Source organism: Embleya sp. NPDC020886 (assembly GCF_044333915.1).
GTDB lineage: Bacteria > Actinomycetota > Actinomycetes > Streptomycetales > Streptomycetaceae > Embleya.
Genome location: NZ_JBIRRX010000009.1, coordinates 201,934 through 220,686, shown reverse-complemented (window position 1 = coordinate 220,686; position 18,753 = coordinate 201,934). Strand labels below are relative to the sequence as shown.

At 71.3% G+C, this 18,753-nt stretch carries 19 protein-coding genes; 9 read left to right on the top strand and 10 right to left on the bottom strand.

The features are described 5' to 3' along the window. Window positions 1–170 precede the first annotated feature (170 nt). Both ACH4U8_RS29315 and ACH4U8_RS29310 read left to right on the top strand, forming a co-directional pair. Window positions 171–1,637, top strand: coding sequence for an MFS transporter (locus tag ACH4U8_RS29315; protein WP_360317111.1), 1,467 nt, complete (start codon window positions 171–173; stop codon window positions 1,635–1,637). After that, on the top strand, window positions 1,634–2,119 hold the full coding sequence (locus tag ACH4U8_RS29310) for a MarR family winged helix-turn-helix transcriptional regulator (protein WP_395781257.1): 486 nt from the start codon (window positions 1,634–1,636) through the stop codon (window positions 2,117–2,119). The genes ACH4U8_RS29315 and ACH4U8_RS29310 overlap by 4 nt, the downstream gene beginning before the upstream one ends. Here ACH4U8_RS29310 and ACH4U8_RS29305 read toward each other — a convergent pair. Then, on the bottom strand, window positions 2,061–2,693 hold the full coding sequence (locus ACH4U8_RS29305) for a helix-turn-helix domain-containing protein (RefSeq protein ID WP_395781255.1): 633 nt from the start codon (window positions 2,691–2,693) through the stop codon (window positions 2,061–2,063). The genes ACH4U8_RS29310 and ACH4U8_RS29305 overlap by 59 nt on opposite strands. A 66-nt stretch (window positions 2,694–2,759) precedes the next feature. Here ACH4U8_RS29305 and ACH4U8_RS29300 point away from each other — a divergent pair, with 66 nt between their 5' ends. Together ACH4U8_RS29300 and ACH4U8_RS29295 are read left to right on the top strand one after the other, a co-directional pair. Then, entirely contained in the window at window positions 2,760–3,263 is a 504-nt protein-coding gene (locus ACH4U8_RS29300; protein ID WP_360317104.1) for a DinB family protein, read from the top strand. Between the two features lie 36 nt (window positions 3,264–3,299). After that, on the top strand, window positions 3,300–3,911 hold the full coding sequence (locus ACH4U8_RS29295; protein ID WP_395781253.1) for an isochorismatase family protein: 612 nt from the start codon (window positions 3,300–3,302) through the stop codon (window positions 3,909–3,911). A 64-nt stretch (window positions 3,912–3,975) separates the two neighbouring features. Here ACH4U8_RS29295 and ACH4U8_RS29290 read toward each other — a convergent pair whose 3' ends face one another. From ACH4U8_RS29290 to ACH4U8_RS29265, 6 genes are all read right to left on the bottom strand, one after another. After that, on the bottom strand, window positions 3,976–4,593 hold the full coding sequence (locus tag ACH4U8_RS29290; protein WP_395781251.1) for a hypothetical protein: 618 nt from the start codon (window positions 4,591–4,593) through the stop codon (window positions 3,976–3,978). A gap of 461 nt (window positions 4,594–5,054) precedes the next feature. Continuing rightward, a complete protein-coding gene (locus ACH4U8_RS29285) occupies window positions 5,055–6,035 on the bottom strand; it encodes a hydroxyacid dehydrogenase (protein WP_395781506.1) in 981 nt (326 codons plus the stop codon). A gap of 77 nt (window positions 6,036–6,112) precedes the next feature. Then, window positions 6,113–7,057, bottom strand: coding sequence for a carbohydrate ABC transporter permease (locus tag ACH4U8_RS29280; RefSeq protein WP_395781249.1), 945 nt, complete (start codon window positions 7,055–7,057; stop codon window positions 6,113–6,115). After that, complete coding sequence (locus tag ACH4U8_RS29275; protein ID WP_360317097.1) at window positions 7,054–7,959, bottom strand: sugar ABC transporter permease; 906 nt, start codon at window positions 7,957–7,959, stop codon at window positions 7,054–7,056. Before ACH4U8_RS29275 ends, ACH4U8_RS29280 begins: the two co-directional genes overlap by 4 nt. Before the next feature lie 107 nt (window positions 7,960–8,066). Beyond that, on the bottom strand, window positions 8,067–9,404 hold the full coding sequence (locus ACH4U8_RS29270) for a sugar ABC transporter substrate-binding protein (RefSeq protein ID WP_360317095.1): 1,338 nt from the start codon (window positions 9,402–9,404) through the stop codon (window positions 8,067–8,069). Window positions 9,405–9,523: 119 nt separating this feature from the next. Beyond that, window positions 9,524–10,684, bottom strand: coding sequence for a LacI family DNA-binding transcriptional regulator (locus tag ACH4U8_RS29265; protein WP_395781247.1), 1,161 nt, complete (start codon window positions 10,682–10,684; stop codon window positions 9,524–9,526). A 204-nt stretch (window positions 10,685–10,888) separates the two neighbouring features. Between ACH4U8_RS29265 and ACH4U8_RS29260 the strand changes: the two genes are divergently transcribed. Then, window positions 10,889–12,832: a DUF2264 domain-containing protein gene (locus ACH4U8_RS29260; RefSeq protein WP_395781245.1), complete on the top strand. Its 1,944-nt coding sequence runs from the start codon at window positions 10,889–10,891 to the stop codon at window positions 12,830–12,832. Here the strand turns inward: ACH4U8_RS29260 and ACH4U8_RS29255 are convergent. Beyond that, window positions 12,829–13,485, bottom strand: coding sequence for a class I SAM-dependent methyltransferase (locus tag ACH4U8_RS29255; protein ID WP_360317087.1), 657 nt, complete (start codon window positions 13,483–13,485; stop codon window positions 12,829–12,831). The two genes, ACH4U8_RS29260 and ACH4U8_RS29255, sit on opposite strands and share 4 nt — an antisense overlap. A gap of 143 nt (window positions 13,486–13,628) precedes the next feature. Between ACH4U8_RS29255 and ACH4U8_RS29250 the strand changes: the two genes are divergently transcribed. Then, entirely contained in the window at window positions 13,629–14,216 is a 588-nt protein-coding gene (locus ACH4U8_RS29250) for an XRE family transcriptional regulator (protein WP_360317085.1), read from the top strand. A gap of 176 nt (window positions 14,217–14,392) precedes the next feature. On the opposite strand, the gene ACH4U8_RS29245 is transcribed toward ACH4U8_RS29250, so the two are convergent. Beyond that, complete coding sequence (locus tag ACH4U8_RS29245; protein WP_395781243.1) at window positions 14,393–14,983, bottom strand: lytic polysaccharide monooxygenase; 591 nt, start codon at window positions 14,981–14,983, stop codon at window positions 14,393–14,395. Between the two features lie 232 nt (window positions 14,984–15,215). Further along, entirely contained in the window at window positions 15,216–15,944 is a 729-nt protein-coding gene (locus ACH4U8_RS29240; RefSeq protein WP_360317080.1) for an FCD domain-containing protein, read from the bottom strand. A gap of 144 nt (window positions 15,945–16,088) precedes the next feature. On the opposite strand from ACH4U8_RS29240, the gene ACH4U8_RS29235 reads away from it, so the two are divergent. The 3 genes from ACH4U8_RS29235 to ACH4U8_RS29225 all read left to right on the top strand — a co-directional run bounded on the left by ACH4U8_RS29235 (window position 16,089) and on the right by ACH4U8_RS29225 (window position 18,713). After that, window positions 16,089–16,613: a gluconokinase gene (locus ACH4U8_RS29235; protein WP_360317077.1), complete on the top strand. Its 525-nt coding sequence runs from the start codon at window positions 16,089–16,091 to the stop codon at window positions 16,611–16,613. Beyond that, window positions 16,610–18,010, top strand: a complete 1,401-nt coding sequence (locus tag ACH4U8_RS29230; protein ID WP_395781241.1) for a gluconate:H+ symporter — start codon at window positions 16,610–16,612, stop codon at window positions 18,008–18,010. Before ACH4U8_RS29235 ends, ACH4U8_RS29230 begins: the two co-directional genes overlap by 4 nt. 94 nt (window positions 18,011–18,104) lie before the next feature. After that, a complete protein-coding gene (locus ACH4U8_RS29225) occupies window positions 18,105–18,713 on the top strand; it encodes a TetR family transcriptional regulator C-terminal domain-containing protein (RefSeq protein ID WP_395781239.1) in 609 nt (202 codons plus the stop codon). The last annotated feature ends 40 nt before the right edge of the window (window positions 18,714–18,753 follow it).

Sequence of the window (18,753 nt, the reverse complement as noted above, 5' to 3'; positions counted from 1 at the left end):
TCCACCCCCATTCACCTCCGTTGCGAGCCCCCTGTCAACGCCCGGGACGACGGATCGCCCCGACGACCGCAGGCATCGGGCGGCACGGGCCGCACGACATCGGTTGACGTCCACTCGCGTTTGGTTGTACAAACATAATGATTGTACAACAGTAACGATTGAGGTGGTACGTGGCGCTCACCGAGACCAGCCGACGCGAAAAGCTCGTCGTCCTGTCGACCTGTTGCCTGAGCCTGTTCATCGTCGGACTCGACAACACCATCCTGAACGTGGCCCTGCCCGCCATCCGCAGCGATCTGGACGCCTCGGTGTCGCAGCTCCAATGGACCATCGACGCCTACACGTTGGTGCTGGCCGCACTGCTCATGGCGGCCGGGTCCACGGCCGATCGCATCGGTCGGCGTCGGGTCTTCCAGACCGGACTCGTGTTGTTCGCCGCGGGCTCGCTGTTGTGCGGCCTGGCGCCGGGGCTGGAGTGGTTGATCGCGTTCCGGGTGGTCCAGGCCGTCGGCGGATCGATGCTCAACCCGGTCGCGATGTCGATCATCACCAACACCTTCACCGAACCCCGCGAACGCGCCCGGGCGATCGGCGCGTGGAGCGCGGTGATCGGCGTCGCGATGGCGCTCGGGCCGATCGTGGGCGGCGCGTTGGTCGACGCGGCCGGTTGGCGGTCGGTGTTCTGGATCAATCTGCCGGTCGCACTGGTCGCCATCGTGCTCACCGCGTTGTACGTGCCCGAGTCCAAGGCCGCGCGGCCCAGGCGGGCGGATCCGGTCTCCCAGGTACTCGTCTTCGTGTTCCTGTTGTCGCTGACCTACACGATCATCGAGGGCCGCGCGGCCGGGTGGTCCTCGCCGCTGATCGTCACGCTGTTCATCGTCGCCGCGGGGAGCCTGGCGGGGCTGTTGTACTGGTCGCCGCGGCGCGCGGAACCGTTGCTCGATCTGCGCTTCTTCCGCAGCGTGCCGTTCACGGGCGCGACCGTGATCGCGGTGTGCACGTTCGCGTCGATGTCCGGATTCCTCTTCCTGAACACGCTCTATCTCCAGGACGCGCGCGGCTACTCGCCGACCGAGGCGGGCCTGCTCACGCTTCCGATGGCGCTCCTGACCATCGTGTTCGCGCCGATCTCCGGTCGGTTGGTGGCCCGGGTGGGTCCACGTGTACCGCTGGTGGTGGCCGGCCTCGCCATGGCCGCGAGCGCGGCGTTGCTCGTCGGGCTTACCGAGCACACCTCCACGGTGCGGTTGGTCGCCGCGTACTGCGTGTTCGGCGTCGGCTTCGGGCTGGTCAACGCGCCGATCACGAACACCGCCGTGTCCGGCATGCCACGTGCCCAGGCGGGCGTGGCCGCGGCGATCGCGTCGACGAGTCGCCAGGTCGGCCAGTCCTTCGGGGTCGCGGTGGTCGGCACCACGGTGACCTCCGTCGCCTCCGCGCCCGGCGGCGCCGGTCTCGCCGCCGCGACGCACACCGGATGGTGGATCGTGCTGGGCTGCGCCGGCGCCGTCGCGCTCCTCGGTATGCTCACCACGGGTCGCCGAGCCCTGCGCACGGCCGAGCGCACAGGGGCGGAACTGATGCCCGCGGCGGTGCCCGTCGGGGCGCCCGAGACGACGGACGTGAGGCCATGACCGGTTCCCCCGCACACGACGCGGCGAGCGACGCCCCCTCGGATGCCGCGGGACGGGTCTGGAAGGGCATGCACACCCTGGTCCTGGAACGCCACGACCGCCGCCGCGCGGTCACCGAGGCGACCGGGCTGAGCTTCGTCCGGGTCAAGGCGCTGCGCCGGATCGCCGCCGGCCCGATGTCCATGCGCGAACTGGCCACCCGGCTGGCCACCGACAAGCCGTACACGACGTTGGTCGTCGACGACCTCGAACGCCGCGGCCTGATCGAACGCACCGTGCACCCCACCGACCGCAGACAGCGCATGGTGGCGGTGACCCCGCAGGGCGAACACATCGCGCAGATCGCCCGCGGCATCCTGGACGACCCCCCGGATTTCCTCCGCGACCTGCCCCCGGCGGACCTGGCCGTGCTGGACCGGCTGATCACCGCTCTCGTCGACGCGGACCACCTGACGAAGAAGACGGCCGACCCGGCGACGTAGGGCGCTCGGCCGGTATGTGAGCCCGCACACCCTGCAGGTCGAACAGGATGAGCAACTCCACCGCGCCGCCGTCCGCGCTGCCCAGCCAATGCGGCAACGAGGTGTCGAATTCGGCGACTTCGTCGGCCTGCACCGTCGTGTCACGCTCTCCGACCACCAGTCGCAGAGTGCCGTTGAGGACGTACAGCCACTCGAAGCCCTCGTGGGTCTGCGGTGTCGGTTCGAGGGGCTTCGGCACCGCGGGAATGATCATCTTGAAGGCTTGTGTTCCACCCGGCCGCCGGGACAGGGGTACGAACGTCATCCCGAACCGCCGGATCGGCTTCAGGTGGACCCGGGAATCGCCGGCGCGCGGCGCCCCCACGAGATCGTCCAGCGGGACGTCGTAGGCGTGGGACAGATGCAGCAACAACTCCAGGGTCGCCCGTCGCCGACCGCTCTCCAGGCGGGACAGGGTGCTTTCGGACACTCCGGTGGTCGCGGACAGTTCGGCGAGGGTGATGCCGCGCGCCCGCCGCACGGCACGCAACCTCGGGCCGACCGCGTCGAGCACGTTCTCCATTGCCTGATCCATGGGACCAGCTTGCCGAAACGGCAAGGATCCTCGCCACTCGGTGACCCGTCGGCCGACAGTGGCGGCATGGAGAATCCCGTACCCACCGCCGCCCGCCGCAAGGACACCCCACCGCCGCGCACGGCGAACAACGAAGCCGACGTCCTGCGCGGATTCCTCGACTACCTGCGTACCTCGATCGTCACGAAGATCGACGGAGCCCCCGAGCCGGCGGTCCGCACGGCGGCGGTGCCCTCGGGCACGAGCCTGCTCGGCCTGCTCGACCATCTGGTCGCGGTGGAGAGCGTGACGTTCCTCGGGGCACGGGTCACCGACTGGCAGGCGACGTTCCGGCCGGCCCCGCAGGACGGTGTCGCCGACGTCGTCGCCCGCTACCGGGCAACCGTGGAGCGCGCGAACGAGGTTCTCGACGCCTGCACCGATCTCGGCGCGCCACTGCCCCGGCCGGGGCGTTCGGGCCGGTCGCCGAGCGTGCGCTGGGCACTCACCCACCTGATCGAGGAGACCGGTCGGCACGCGGGTCACGCGGACATCATCCGCGAACTGGTCGACGGGACGACCGGGCGCTGAGCACGCGGGAGGGCTCGGCAGGCAGGATGGGATGCCATGACAACAAAGATCGAACCCGTTTCCGCCCTGCTCGTCGTCGACGTACAGGTGGCCTTCGTCACCGGCGCCGGTGCGGTACCGGCGGCCGAACGCGTGGTGGAACGGGTCGCCGCGTTGATCGGCCGGGCCCGGGCGGGCGGGGCGCTCGTGGTGCACCTCCAGAACGACGGGCCGGTCGGCGCGGACGACGAAATCGGCACGCCCGGCTGGGAGTTGCGGTTGCCGGTGGAGGCCGGTCCGAGTGAGGTGGTGATCCGCAAGACCGAGGACGACGGCTTCGACGGTACGCCGCTGGGCGACCTGCTGACCCGGGCCGGCGTGACGGGGGTGGCCGTCTGCGGGGTGATGTCCGAGATGTGCGTGGGCGCGACCGCGCGGGCGGCGCTGGAGCGTGGTTATCGGGTGGTGCTGCCGCACGACGCGCACGCGACGTACGACATCCCGGCCGCGCCCGGCATCAGCGAGGCGGTACCGGCGCCGATGGTCTCCCGGGTGGCCGAATGGGCGCTGGGCGACGAGGTCGAGATCGTCGCGCACGCCGAGGAGGTGACCTTCACCGACGCGAAACCCGTCGCCGGGTCGGTCGAGGACGCCCGAGACTCGGCATAGCGCACCCCGCACGGCGCTGCGCGAGCGGCGGAGGCGGCGGTGCCTGCGCCGTCTCCGCTCCGGGCTATTCGGCTTGGGCGATCACCGCGTCCGCCCCCGGAAGGGCGATCGTGTGCGTGGCGGCGACCCGTCGCGCCAACTCCCCGTCGGACGCGGTCGCCAGGAGGTCGAGCCGGATCCGGTCGCGGGCCTGCTCGAACGGCGGCACCCGGGCCGACGGACCGGCGGCACGGGCCAGTTCGGCATAACGATCGCGCAGCCGCGACTCGGCCGGTTCCGCCTGCCCGACCGACGGCGACTCGCGTGGTGCACGCGAGAGTTCGGCCGTCTCGTTGCGCGCGAAGCCGTCCTCATCGTAGCGCGGCACGCCCGGCACCGGTTGCCCGGCCGACCGGGCCGCCGCCCGGCGCGCGTTCTCGGCGTCGAAGCGGGCCCGGAAGCCCGCCTCGGTCGGGTCGGCCAACACGCCGGCCTGCTGCGCCCAGTGCCGCAGTACCGAATCCGTGCTCGCCGCGCGCAACGCCCGTTCGGTCAGCACCTCGTGCGGCGTCCGGCCCGCGATCGGCGTCCGCCAGTAGTCGACGCGCGTCCCGGTGATCGGCGACTCGGCGAGCACCTCGGCCCGCAGCCGCACCGCAGCCCGGCGCAACTCGCTTGCTGTGAGCGGTACTTCATCCACCATCGCAACCACGGCGGTCGGATCGACGGCCACCGATCGCGCAGCCGGACCGTCGCCGGGGGCCGGCGTCCCGCTTCCGGATGGTAGCTGCGTCCGGACAGCCCGAAGCCGCCGGTGTTCGGGTTGGCGTCGTCGCCGACTCCGACGTTGTTGTACGCGGCGGCGATCGAGGGATATCGCGGCACCGGTACCGCCGGGCCGTTGTACGCATGTTGTGGACCGCAGTGACCTCAAGCGCCGGCCGGGCTGGTTGGATCCGGCCGAACTCGTGCGTCCGGTCGCCGTGCGTTGGCCTCAAGCGCCGGCCAGACTGGAGGGATTCGGCCGACCCCGAGCGTGGCGCGCCCCGAGATGGCCTCGAACGCCGGCCAAGCTGAAGAGATTCGGCCGACCCCGAGCGTGGCGCGCCCCGAGATGGCCTCGGGCGCCGGCCGAGCGGGGGTGGCTCGGCCGGCGGCGGGGAGTCAGGCGGAGTGGGTGAGGGTGGCGGCCTCGACGGCGTGGGTGAAGGGGAGGCCCCGGGTGTAGCGGTCGAGTTCGTCGAGGGCGTGGGCGACCATGCGACGCAGTTCGCCGCCCAGGGAGCCGGCAATGTGCGGGGTCAGGAGGACGTTGGGCAGGTCGTACAGGGGTGAGGCGGGCGGGAGGACGTCCGGTTCGGTGACGTCGATGACCGCGTCGAGGCGGCCGGTGACCAGTTCCTCGGTGAGTGCGTCCTGGTCCACGAGGGAGCCTCGGGCGGTGTTGATCAGCGTCGCACCGTCGCGCATCAGCGCCAGCCGGCGGCGGTCCAGCAGGTGTCGGGTGGACTCCAGTTCGGGGGCGTGCACGCTGACCACGTCCGAGTGCCGGACCAGTTCGTCCAGGTCCACCCCACGCGCGCCCAGTGCCTCGGCCTGATCGGGAGTCACATACGGGTCGTGCAGCAGCAGTTCGAAGTCGAACGGGCGCAACAGTTCGAGCACGCGCCGGCCGATCCGGGAAGCGCCGACGATGCCGATGGTGCGCCGGTAGTTGCCGAACCCCGGGAAGCGCGCGTCCCAGTCCACCAGGCGCCGTTCCGCGCGGTAGGCGTCCCGGATCCGCAACACCCGCTTGTTGGCGAACAGCACGGCGGCGACGGTGTACTCGGCCACCGGCAGCGCGTTGGCCGCCGCGCCGGAGGAGACGATCAGACCGCGCTCCCACGCGGCGTCGGTCAGGTGGTGCTTGACCGAACCCGCCGCGTGCACGACCGCGCGCAATCGTGGTGCCCGAGCCAGCACCGCGGCGTCCAGCGGGGCGCTGCCCCAGCAGGTGAACAGCACTTCCGCCTCGGCGAGCGCGGCGGCGGCCGCGGGGTTGTCGAAGTCGCCCGCGATCAGGTCGAGATCGACCTCGGCCAGCGCACTCAGCCGCTCGCGCGCCTCGGCGTCGAGGATGCGACCGGCCACCGAGGGTTCCATCGCGAGCAGGAGTCGGGGCCGGTGTCGTACCGGCACGGAGGTGCCGGCGGGGGGCTCGAATCGGGTGGTGCCGTTGCTCACTTGACGCTCCCCGCGGACAGGCCCGCACGCCAGTGGCGCTGGAGCGAGACGAAGGCGACGACCAGCGGTACCACGGCCATCAACGATCCGGTGATGACCAGCGGATAGAACTCGGGGTAGGCGTGCGCGTTGGTGTTCCACGAGTACAGACCCAGGCTGACCGGGTACAACTTCTGGTCGGAGAGCATCACCAGGGGCAGGAAGAAGTTGTTCCAGATCGCGGTGAACTGGAACAGGAAGATGGTCACGAAGCCCGGCATCATCATCGGCATGGCGACCGAGAAGAAGGTGCGAATCTCGCCGGCGCCGTCCATCCGGGCGGCTTCGAGCACCTCGCCGGGGATGTAGCCGGCGCTGAACACCCGGGCCAGGTAGACCCCGAACGGGTTGACGATGACCGGGATGAACACCGCCCAGAAGGTGTTGACCAGGCCCACCTTGGACGCCAGCAGGTACAGCGGCAGCGCGACGGCGGTGGTGGGCACGAGCACGCCCAGCAGCACGCCGCCGAACAACTTCTCCTTCCCGGGGAAGTCGAACTTGTCGAAGGCGTATCCGGCCAGCACGCTGATGAACGAGCCGAGTGCCGCACCGACGCCGGCGTAGAGCAGGCTGTTGAGGTACCAGCGCCAGTAGACGCCGTCGCCCTCGGTGCTGACGGCCTTGACGTTCTCGGTGAAGTGGAAGCCCTCGAACGCGAAGCCGTCGCCGCCGAACAGGCCGCCCATGTCCTTGGTCGCGGCGATCAGCAACCAGGCCAGCGGCAACATCATGTAGAGCGTGACCAACACCAGGGCGCCGTTGACGGCGACCTTGCCCATCAGCGCCTCGGTGGCGCGGCCCTTGGGGCGCGGCCGACGGGCGGGCTTGCCCACGGGGGTACGGCTCGGTGCGGGCGCGGGGGCCGCGGCCCCGTCCGGCTGCTGCACGGTGGTGCTCATGCGGTCCTCCGTCCGGACGACAGGCGGGTGACGCCGAACGACAGCGCCGCGGCGAATACCGCGAGCAGCACCGAGGCGGCCGCCGCGAGGCCGAAGTCGTTGGCGCGGAAGGCGGCCGAGTAGGCGTACATGTTGGGTGTCCAGGAGCTGCCGACGGCCGGGTTGGCGTCGCTGAGGATGGACGGCTCGGTGAACAGTTGCAGCGAGCCGATGATGGTGAACAACATCGTCATCGCGACGGCGGCGCGGATCATCGGGATCTTCACCGAGACCGCGATGCGCACCGGCCCGGCGCCGTCGACGGTGGCCGCCTCGACCACCTCGCGCGGGATCGCCTGGAGCGCGGCGTAGAAGATGATCATGTTGTAGCCGATCCACTCCCACGTGGCGATGTTGACGATCGAGAACAGCGCGGTGTCCGAGGCCAGGAAGTCCCAGTGCAGTCCGCCGGATTCGAGCAGTTCCACGACCGGGCTCAGGCCCGGGGTGTAGAGGTAGACCCAGATCAACGCGGCGATGATGCCCGGGACCGCGTGCGGCAGGAACAGCGCGAGCTGGAAGAACCGGCGGGCCCGGGCCAGCGCCGAGTCCAACAGCAGGGCCAGGGCCAGGGCGGTGCCGACCATCACCGGGATGTAGAGGAGGCAGTAGAGCCCGATCGCGACGAAACCGTCGCGGAACTTCTCGTCGCCGAGCGCGTCGGCGTAGTTGCCGAAGCCGCTGAACACCCGTCTGGTGCCGCCGAAACCCAGGCCCGAGGTCTTCTCGGTGAACAGGCTGAGCCAGATCGCGTAACCGATCGGCACGACCATGGTGGCGATGAACAGCACGTAGAACGGGGTCAGGAACAGCGCGGCGGTGGTCTTCCGGCGCCGGCGTCCGGCGCGCAGGGATGTGTTCATGGAACTGCTTCCTCGTGGCGGTCCCCCGGTGCGGGACGGCGCGCGGCGCACCGGGGGCCTGCGGATCACGGGTCGGGCCGACGGGCCGGCCGCGCAGGGGCGAGCGGTCAGCTCTTGACCGAGATGCCGCGCTTCTTCAGGTCCTCGACGGTGGTGCGCTGGGCCTCCTCCAGGGCGCCGACGATGCTGCCGCCGCTGGAGAGCTTGCCGAACTGGTCCTTGAGGATGGTGTTGGTCTGGGTCATCGACGGTCCCCAGGTCCAGTTGGCGCCGATCTTCCCGGTCGCCTCGGTGAACAGCGGGTAGATGTCCTGCTTGCCGAAGTAGCCGGTGTCGAAGTACTGCGCCGCGGTGGGCACCAGTTCGGTGGCGGCCGGGTACGCGCTGGAGGTGCCGCTGGCGATCCGCGCGGAGATGCCCTCCTTGGTGGTGGTCATCCACTCGATGAAGGTGAGCGCGGCCTTGCCCTTCTTGCTGTCCTTGCTCACCGCGAAGGTCGAGCCGCCGAGCATGCCGTTGGACGGGGTGCCCCAGTCCGGCAGCGGCGCGACCGCCCACTTGCCGGCCAGGTCGGGCTGGCTGCTCTTGAGCACGCCCGCGCTCCACGAGGCGCCGACGATGCCGACGGTGCCGCCGCTCTTGAGGTCGGCGTTCCACTGCTGGCTGAACGAGGGCTGCACGCGCACCAGGTCGTCGGAGACCAGCTTGTTCCAGTACTCGCCGACCTTGCGCGAGTTCGGGTCGGTCAGCGAGACCTTCCACGCGTCGCCCTCGGTGCCGAACCAGGCGCCGCCGGCCTGCCAGGTCAGCCCGGCCATGGTGCTGGGGTCGTCCGGGTAGAAGGTGCCGATCCGGGCGTTCGGGTCGGCCTTCTTGACCTGCTCGGCGGCGGCCCGGTACTCGTCCCAGGTCTTGGGGACCGGGATGTTGTGGTCGGTGAAGAAGTCCTTGCGGTAGTACAGCGCCATCGGCGCGGCGTCCAGCGGCACCGCCCAGGTCTTGCCGCCGAGCTCGGTCAGCTTGTTGACCGACGCGGGGAACTTCGACTTGAGACCGGACACCTTCGACGTGAGGTCCTGCACGGCCCCCTGGCTGACGAAGTCCGGCAGTTGCGGGTACTCGATGGTCAGCACGTCGGGCGCGTTGCCGGCCTTGACCGCGTTGGCCATCTTCGCGTAGCCGCCGGCGTTTCCGGACGGGATCTGTTCGTACTTGACCTGGATGTCGGGGTGCGACTTGTTGAACGCGTCCACGACTTCCTGGGTGCCCTTGGTCCAGGACCAGAAGGTGAGTTCCTGCTTCTGGCCAGGGCCGCCGCCGGACGCGGCGGGGGCGGCCCCGGCGTCCTTCTTCTTGTCGCCGCCGCCGCCACAACCGGTGACGAGGCTCAGGGCGGTGACTATGCCGACGAGAGCCGTGCCGAGTCTGATGGATGTGCGCTGCATGGACGCTCCTGGGTCGAACGTGTATCGAAGGCGATAGCGAGCATCATTCGGTCAGGAGCGAACAGCGTCAAGAGCAAATGAACAATCGATGAAAAACGAAACTCGCTATGATCGTTCGATCACAGAGTGGCTTGGTTGCTTTCGTTTGTTCGAGTCAACCCGATCGGGTGGTTCGACTCGGTCGGATCCTCCATCGCCGCCGGCTCGGTGGTGGCCCGCAGCCGCAGCCTGGGCACCAGCGAGATGTGCCGCGGCGCGCGCCCGTCGTCCCCGTCGGCCAGCCGCGCGGCGAGCAACTCGACCGCGATCCGGCCGACCTCGTGCTTGGCCGGCGCGATCGCGCTCAGCGGCGGATCGGCCAGTGCGGCCACCTCGTCGTCGTAGGCGATCAGCGCCAGGTCACCGGGCACCTCCAGGCCCGCCGCGCGCAGCCGGGACACCAGGAGCAGGGCGTCCTGGTCGTTGTGCACGAGCGCGGCGGTGGCCGCCCCCGAACGGGCCGCCTCGATCACCCGGGTGACCGCCCGGTCGAAGCCGTCCGCGTCCTCGCCCGGATGCGGCGTCTCCACCCCGGCCGGATCCGGCGGGGTCAGCCCCAGCGCGGCCATCGCGGCGGTGTAGCCGGCGTGTACGGCCGGCGTGGTCGGACTGCCCAGCCGGGCCACGAGCAGGATGCGCTCGTGGCCCAGTGCGCCCAGTCGGCGGACCGCCTGCGCCGCGCCGAGCGCGTGGTCGGAGGCCACCCGGTCCAGGTGTTCGAGCCCCGAGCCGATCTCGGCCCGGCGCTCCACCAGGACGACGGGCACCGGGAGTTCGCCCATCCACGCGTCCTCACCGCCCGGTCCCGGCGCGCGCGAGGGGGTCAGCAGCAACCCGTCCACGCCGCCGCGCAGGAGCTGGTCCACCTGGTCCCGGTCCTCGCTGGGCAGATAGCGCGAGATACCGAGCACCAGCCGGCCGCCGATCGCCTCGACCGCGTCCCGGGCGCCGCGCACCACCTCCGGGAAGTAGTAGGTGGCGGACGGGACGAGCATGCCCACGGTCGGGCCGTCGTGGCCGTTCGCGACCGGCCGGCCGGGCTCGGCCGCGGCCGGGCGCGCGTGCGGCAGGGTGGCCCCGCCGTGCACCCGGGCCAGCAGGCCGCTCGCCACCAGGGCGGTCACGTCGCGCCGCACGGTGACCAGGGACACGCCCAGTTCCTCGGCGATCTCGACCACCTTGACGCTGCCCTGCTCGCGGGCCGTCCTGAGAATGAGTTCCTGCCGCTGTTCCGCCAACACCGTGGACGTCGTCCTTCCGATCAGCGCACGCCCGGACCGGGCCGTGCCCCCCTGCGCCCGGCTGCTGTCCGGCCACCGGCTCAGCCTAGGGCATCGCCATTCGATTTTGATTGAAAAGGATCGTTCGATCAAACCGACTCTTGACCTGATCGATCGACCCCGCCTAGCGTGTCGACGCCCGGGCGCGTCCAGTCGAGGAGATCCGTGAACACACCGCACCCCTTCGTGCTGCCGCCGGAGGACCGCGTGCTGAGCCCGTACACCGGCTGGACCCGCGCGCACTGGGAGGCGGTGGCCGACGGTCTGCTCGCCGCGGTGCGCCCGTACCGCTCGCCGGGCGGCGCGCTGATCACCCTGCCCGGGCGCACCAGTTGGTCCGGCGAGCGCTCGGACGGCCTGGAGGGCTACGCCCGGACGTTCCTGCTCGCGGCGCTGCGCGCGGCCGGCACCGCCGCCTCCGGCCGGCCCGTCCCGGCGGACCTGCTGGAGCCGTACGCGGACGGGCTGCGCACCGGAACGGCCGCGCCGGGTACGGCGGATCCGCAGTCCTGGCCGGCCGTGGTCGATCGTGGCCAGGCGATGGTCGAGGCCGCGTCGGTGGCCCTGGCGCTGCACCTGACGAAGGATCAGTTGTGGGACCGGCTCGACGAGGGCACCCGGGAGCGGGCGGCCGACTGGCTGGCCGGGGCGCTGCGGCACGAACCGGTGGACAACAACTGGTGGCTCTTCCCGGTCGCGGTGGGCACCTTCCTGGAGGCGGCCGACCGGCACACCGAGCAGGCCCGGGCCGCGATCGATCGGGGTCTGGCCCGGATCGAGCAGTGGTACGTCGGCGACGGGTGGTACACCGACGGCGCCGGGCGCTACTTCGACCACTACAACGGCTGGGCCATGCACCTGTATCCGCTGTTGTGCGCGGCGGTCGCGGGCGCGCCCGCCGATCCGGTCCGGCGCGAGCGGCTGCGCGAGTTCCTGATCGGCTACGGCCGGCTCTTCGACCGCACCGGCGCGCCGCTGCACCAGGGGCGATCGCTCACCTACCGGTTCGCGGCGGCGGCCCCGCTGTGGCTGGGCGCGCTCGTCGACGCCACGCCGTACCCGCCGGGCACCACCCGCCGCCTGGCCAGTGGCGTGTTGCGACACTTCCTGGACCGGGGCGCGGCCCGCGACGGCCTGCTCTCGCTGGGCTGGTACGGCCCGGACGCCGCGACCGTGCAGCCCTACTCGGGTTCGGCGTCGCCGTACTGGGCGGCCAAGGGCTTCGTCGGCCTGCTGTTGCCCGAGCAGCACGAGGTGTGGACCGCGTACGAGAGCGCCGGGCCGGCCGAGCACGCGGACCCGGAGCCGGTACTCGGCCTGCCGGGGCCGGGGCTGCTCGTACACTCCGGGCACGGGGTGGCCCGGTTGGTCAACCACGGCGCCGACCACCAGCCGGTCGGGCCGACCGCCGCGCTCGACGCCGACGATCCGCTGTACGCGCGGCTCGCCTATTCGACGATGACCGGCCCCACCCGCGGCGGCGATCCGGCGGACAACCACATCGGGCTGGTAGTGGCCGGCCGGGTCACCGAGCGTGGCCGGATCGAGCCGCTGGGCGCGGGTCCCGGGTGGGCGGCCTCGGCGCACTCGCCCACGCTCGACGGGCAGCCGGTCCCGGGCACCCGGATCGTGTCGGTCAGCGTGGTGCGCGGCCCGTACGAGGTGCGCGTGCACCGCGTCCGGGCGCCGGCGGGCACCGCGGTGCGGGAGAGCGGATGGGCGCCGGCGCCCGCGGCGGGCGAGGAACTGTGCTCCTCGGCCGCGGGTCTCGACGCGTGGGTCCGCACCACGTCGGTGCACGGCACACTCACCGGCGCGCACGGGTGGGAGCGGGCGGCCGTCGGCTCGGCACCGCACGGGACCGCGTTCGGCGAGCGGGCCGAACTGGCCGTGCTGGAGGGCACGGTGGCGACCGAGCCGCTGGTGTCCGTGCTGGCGCTGACCTGGGCGGATGCGACGCCCACCCCGGCGCCGCAGGTGAGCGCGACGGCGTCGGGGGTGGACGTGCGGTGGGCCGACGGCGGCCTGAGCCGGATCCGGTACGAGGCGACGGAGCGCTGCTCGGTCACCCACGAGGCCGGCCGACCGCACGCGCCGACCGGGGTCTAGTCGGCCAGTCGGCGCACCATCAGCGTGTTGTCCGTGCGGGTGGTCGGGCGGCCCTCGGGGTCGTTCTGGATCCGCTCGTGCTCCTCGTTGCGCAGCACCGCCCACTGCGCCACCGGGAGTTCGAGCGCGGCGAGGACCTCGGCGGGGGTCGGCAGGACCACGCCGGGGTGCTTGTCCTTCTCCCACGGCGCGACCCCCGAATGGCCGACGATCAGGAGCACGCCGCCGGGCGCGACCCGGGTGGCCGCGGTGCGCAGGATCGCGTCGCGGTCCAATTCGCCGTGCGAGTGCAGGAAGTGCGCCGAGACCAGGTCGAAGCTGCCGGCCGGGAAGGTCGCGCCCAGGTCGTGCCACTGCCAGTCGATCAGGTCGGCGACCTGCTCCTCCTTCGCGTGCTCGGCGGCCCGCTCCAGCGCGATCCGGGAGACGTCGATGGCCGTCACCCGCCAGCCGCGCTTGGCGAGCCAGATCGCGTCGCCGCCCTCGCCGCAGCCCACGTCCAGGGCGCGGCCGGGCGGCAGGTCCGAGGTCTCCCGGACCAGGGTGACGTTGGGCTTGCCGCTCCAGATCCGGGTGCTCTCCGCGTAGCGGGCGTCCCAGATCTCCGCCGCCGAGGGCTGTTCGGTGTGCTCGGCGTGCCGGTCGTCGGTCATCGTGGGGTCCTCCGTGGCGATGGCGGGTGCGCGCCGGCCGGGCCGGCCGGGCCGGGCGACATGTGGTTCGGCGCCCGATCGACATGGTCCGCCCGGCCCGCTCCGGTTGACAAACCTTGTTGCCGAGTCGGCAAATAGTGCCCATGAACGATGGCGAACTCACCTCCGTCCTGACCGCCGTCGGCCCGCGACTGCGAGCCCTGCGCCAGGAGCGGGGCACCACGCTGACCGAGTTGAGCGCGACGACCGGGATCTCCGCGAGCACGTTGTCCCGGCTGGAGTCCGGGCAGCGCAAGCCCACCCTGGAACTGCTGCTGCCGCTGGCGAAGGCGTTCGGCGTGCAACTGGACGAGTTGGTGGACGCGCCGGAGACCGGCGATCCGCGGGTGCACGCGCGCCCGATCCAGCGCTACGGGATGACCATCATTCCGTTGACCCGGTACAGCGGCGGACTGCACGCGTTCAAACAGATCCTGCCGCCCGGACTCGGCGGGACCGAGCCGGAGTTGCAGACGCACGAGGGCTACGAGTGGATGTACATCCTGTCCGGTCGGCTGCGGTTGTTCCTGGGCGCGCACGACCTCGTGCTCGGCGCGGGCGAGGCCGCCGAGTTCGACACCCGTACCCCGCACGCCTTCATCTGCGCGGGGCCGGAGCCGGTGGAGTTCCTCAGCCTGTACGGCAAGCAGGGCGAGCGCATGCACGTACGGGCCCGGCCCGGCGGCGGGTGACGTGCGGTCCGCGCGTGCCGGTGGGCCGATGAGCCGGTGGGCCGCCGCGGCACGGCGGCCCACCGGCCCTTCCCGTCCTGCCCGGCGTGGGATGGGCGGGACGGGTCGATCGGAAGGGACGCCGATCGACGGGAGAGATCCATCGGCGGCCGGGGTCGATCAGCGGGAGCGGCCGATCAGAAGGTGACGTCGGTGCACTGGTAGAAGGCGTTGCCGGTGTCCGCGATGTCCCACACCGCGAAGATCACCGCCTTGCCGCTACGACCGGCCGGGAGCGTGCCGGTGTGCGAGACGGTCGAGCCCGGCTGCACTCCGCCGTAGGGGACGGACAGGAACGGGGTGCTCTCCAACTGCCCCCGGGTGATCGCCTGACCGGGACTCCAGCTCGCCTTGGTGATGAAGTAGCGGAACGTCGTGGTGGCGTGCCGCGCGGTGAGCTTCCAGGTGAACGTCTTGCTCGACCCCGAGGTCACCGGGGTGCTCGGCCACGCGCCGCCACGCGGGTCGTCGAGTTCGGCGAATCGGCTGTTGCCGCCCGCGCAGAGCGCGCCGTCGGCCGGTCCGCGCGCCGGGAAGCCCTTGGGGCCCTCGACGCTCTGCGGCTCCCACTGGATCTCACCACAGTTGCCGACAGTGCCCTGAGCGCAGTAGGCGGCCCGGCTGGGCGGGCTGGTGACCCAGCCGTGCGCGCCCGCCGTACCGGCCATCATCAGGGGAAACGAGACGGCGGGGATGGTCAGCGCCGTCAGGATGGTCCTTTTACGCATGGAACTCTCCTAGGGGACGAGTGAATGCGAAGGACGTTCGAACGGTCCGGGTCCGCGTCGTACGTCTTGTTTCACCGGTTGTTCACATCCGTAGTGCGTTCTTCAAGTTAAGTGGTCCAGACCACTCGGTCAATGGTCGGAACCACGTCTACGGAGGTGAAGTCCCTTTCCGGACAGGGATGTTGATGATCTTGCCGGTTTTTGCCGACGGCTCCGAGAAACGGGCCGCGGCTCAGGCGTGCTCGGCTTCGGAGTCGAACTCCGGTGCCAGTACTTCCAGTTCGGCCATCGCACCGACGGTGATCTCGCGGGTCAGCCGCTCCGCGCCGGCCGCGTCGCCCTCGCGGACCGCCTCGGCGACGCGTACGTGCAGGGTGACCGCGCTCGGATCCGGGTCCGGAAACATCACGTGGTGGCGGGTGCGGCCGGTCAGCACCTCGGCCACCACGTCGCCCAGGCGGGCGAACATCTCGTTGCCCGACGCGGCCAGGATCACCCGGTGGAAGGCGATGTCGTGCACGAGGTACGCCGTCAACTGCCGGCCGCGCGAGGTGGAGACCATGCCCAGCGCGTGCTCGGTCAGCGCGGCGCACTGGGCCGGGGTCGCGGACTCGGCGGCCAGCGCCGCCGCCGCGGGTTCGATCGCCGAGCGCAGCGCGGTCAACGAGCGGAGCTGGCGCGGACGATCGGCGCCGGCCAGGCGCCAGCGGATCACGTACGGGTCGAAGACGTTCCACTGCTCGGGTGGGCGCACGGTGACCCCGACCCGGCGGCGCGACTCGACGAGTTGCATCGACTCCAGCACCCGTACCGCCTCGCGAACCACGGTGCGCGAGACCTCGAAACGATGTTCCAGCTCGTCCGTGCGCAAAACCGTGCCGGCGGGGTAGGCGCCGGCCGCGATGGCCGGCCCGAGGGACTCCAGCACCTTCATATGCAAGCCCCGGCCCTCGTTCTCCATGGCGTCAGCCTACTGGGCGGGGTGCGACGGACGCCCCGGATTATGTATGACTTAATTGCTTCAAGAGCTTGATTAAGTAGTACCTATGCGTTTGGGTATGGGACGGCGCCCGAACACGAGCCGGGCAAGGACAGCGAGGTATCGATGAACGCCCCCCAGGTCGTGGTGGTCATGGGTGTGTCCGGCACGGGCAAGTCCACGGTCGGCCGACTGCTGGCCGCCGAACTGCGGGTGCCCTACGCGGACGCGGACGACTTCCACCCGCCCGCCAACATCGCCAAGATGTCGGCCGGGATCCCGTTGGACGACGTGGACCGCGCGCCGTGGCTGGACTCCATCGGCGAGTGGCTCGCCGCACACGCGCGCTCCGGCGGCGTGGTCGGCTGCTCCGCGCTCAAACGCGCCTACCGCGACCGGCTGCGCCGGGTGGCGCCCGAGGTGGTCACCCTCCACCTGGTCGGCGACCGCGCGCTGATCGCCGCGCGGCTGCACGAGCGGACCGGCCACTTCATGCCGGAGACGCTGCTCGACTCGCAGTTCGCCGATCTGCAGGCACTGGAGCCGGACGAGCGGGGCCTCGCGCTCGACGTCGCGCCCGGCCCCGACGCCATCACCGAGCAGGCCGTCGCCGCGTTGCGCGGCCTCGAAACGAACCAGGGAATTTCGTGAGCACCATCGACCTGCCGGCGTTGGCGGCGGGGGCGCCGGCCGAACCGATCACCTCCGCCGGACACGCCCAACTGGGCCTCGCGGTCCTGGTCGGCATCGGCGTGATCGTGCTGCTCATCGGCCGGTTCAAGCTGCACGCCTTCCTCGCGCTGACCATCGGGTCGCTGGTGCTCGGCGCGGTCGCGGCGGCGCCGCTGGACAAGGCGATCGCCAGTTTCACCTCCGGTCTGGGCTCCACCGTCGCGGGTGTGGGTGTACTGATCGCGCTCGGCGCGATCCTGGGCAAGTTGCTGGCCGACTCCGGCGGCGCCGACCAGATCGTGGACACCATCCTGGCCAAGGCGAGCGATCGCACCATGCCCTGGGCGATGGCGCTGATCGCGGGCATCATCGGCCTGCCGCTGTTCTTCGAGGTCGGCGTGGTGCTGCTGATCCCGGTCGTGCTCCTGGTGGCCAAGCGCGGCAACCACTCGCTGATGCGGGTGGGCATCCCGGCGCTGGCCGGCCTGTCCGTGATGCACGGCCTGGTCCCGCCGCATCCCGGACCGCTCGCGGCCATCGACGCGATCGACGCCGACCTGGGCGTGGTGCTCGCGCTGGGCGTGCTCGTGGCGATCCCGACGCTGGCCGTCGCCGGTCCGCTGTTCGGCCGGTACGCGGCGCGCTGGGTGGATATCGAGCCGCCGCAGGACCTGGTCCCGGAACGCCCCTCGGTGGACCCGGGGCGGCGGCCGAGCTTCGCCGTCACGGTGGGCACGGTGCTGCTCCCGGTGGTGCTGATGCTCGGCAAGGCGCTGGTCGACATCGTCGTCGACGACCCCGCGAACCGGGTCCAGCGGGTCGCCGACGTGGCCGGCTCGCCGCTGATCGCGCTGCTCTCGGCGGTGATCGTGGCGATGTTCACGCTCGGCCGGGCCGCCGGATTCACCAAGGACCGGTTGTCCGGCACGGTGGAGAAGGCGCTGCTGCCGATCGCCGGCATCCTGCTGATCGTCGGCGCGGGCGGCGGCTTCAAGCAAACCCTGGTCGACGTGGGCGTCGGCCGGATGATCCTGGACATATCCCAGGACTGGGCCGTCTCGCCGCTGCTGCTGGCGTGGTTGATCGCGGTGGCGATCCGGCTGGCCACCGGCTCGGCGACGGTGGCCACCATTTCGGCCGCGGGCCTGGTGGCGCCCCTGGCCGCGGACATGAGCAGCACCCACACCGCCCTGCTCGTGCTGGCCGTGGGCTCGGGCTCGCTGTTCTTCAGCCACCTCAACGACGCGGGATTCTGGCTGGTCAAGGAATACTTCGGGATGAGCGTGGGCCAGACCGTGAAGACCTGGTCGCTGATGGAAACCATCATCTCGGTGGTCGGGGGCGGCTTCGTGCTCCTGCTGTCCCTGGTGTTGTAGCCCCCGTCCCCGGGACCGCGGTGGTGGCGGGCACGCGGGGCGCGGAGGGTGTCGGGTCCGCCGATATCGGTGGGGCAGGCTCTAAGCTGCCGGCATGCCGGGTCCCAAGGATGCTGCCCATGACCAGGACCGAGTGCGCGCCGCCGCGTTCCGACTCGTGTCGGCCAAGGGTGGTGGTGCGGTCGAACCCGAGGAGGTGGCCGCGGCCCTGGAGTGCCCGCCGGCGGAGCTCGACCTCGCCGATGCCGACGACGTGTTGCTCGCCGCCGTGCACTGGTCCCATCGCCGGATCGCCCGCCGCTTCTTCGACCTCACCGCCGGCCGCTTCGGCCTGGACGCGCTGCGCGCCGGCCTGGCCGACCTGCTGCCCCTGGACGAGGAACGCCACCGGGAGAGCGTGCTCGAAGCGGCCGTGTGGCATCGCAGCCTGGTCGCCCCGAAGGTCGCCGAAAGCAACCGCCGCGAACGCGAGGACCTGAGCGTGATCGTCCGCGGTGTCCTGCGCGACGCCCGGGACAACGGCGAACTGATCGACGACGTCGACGTGGACCGGACCACGGCCGAGTTGCTGGCCATGATCGACGGCCTGAGCCTGCACGTCCTGCTCTACCCCGAGCGGCTGAACGCCACCGCCGCGACCCGCACGCTCGACGCGGAACTCGACCGGATCACCCGCTCCGACCGGACACCCGGGACCCGTTGACCCACCCCGCTCCCCCGCCGACTCGGGAAAATGACATGAA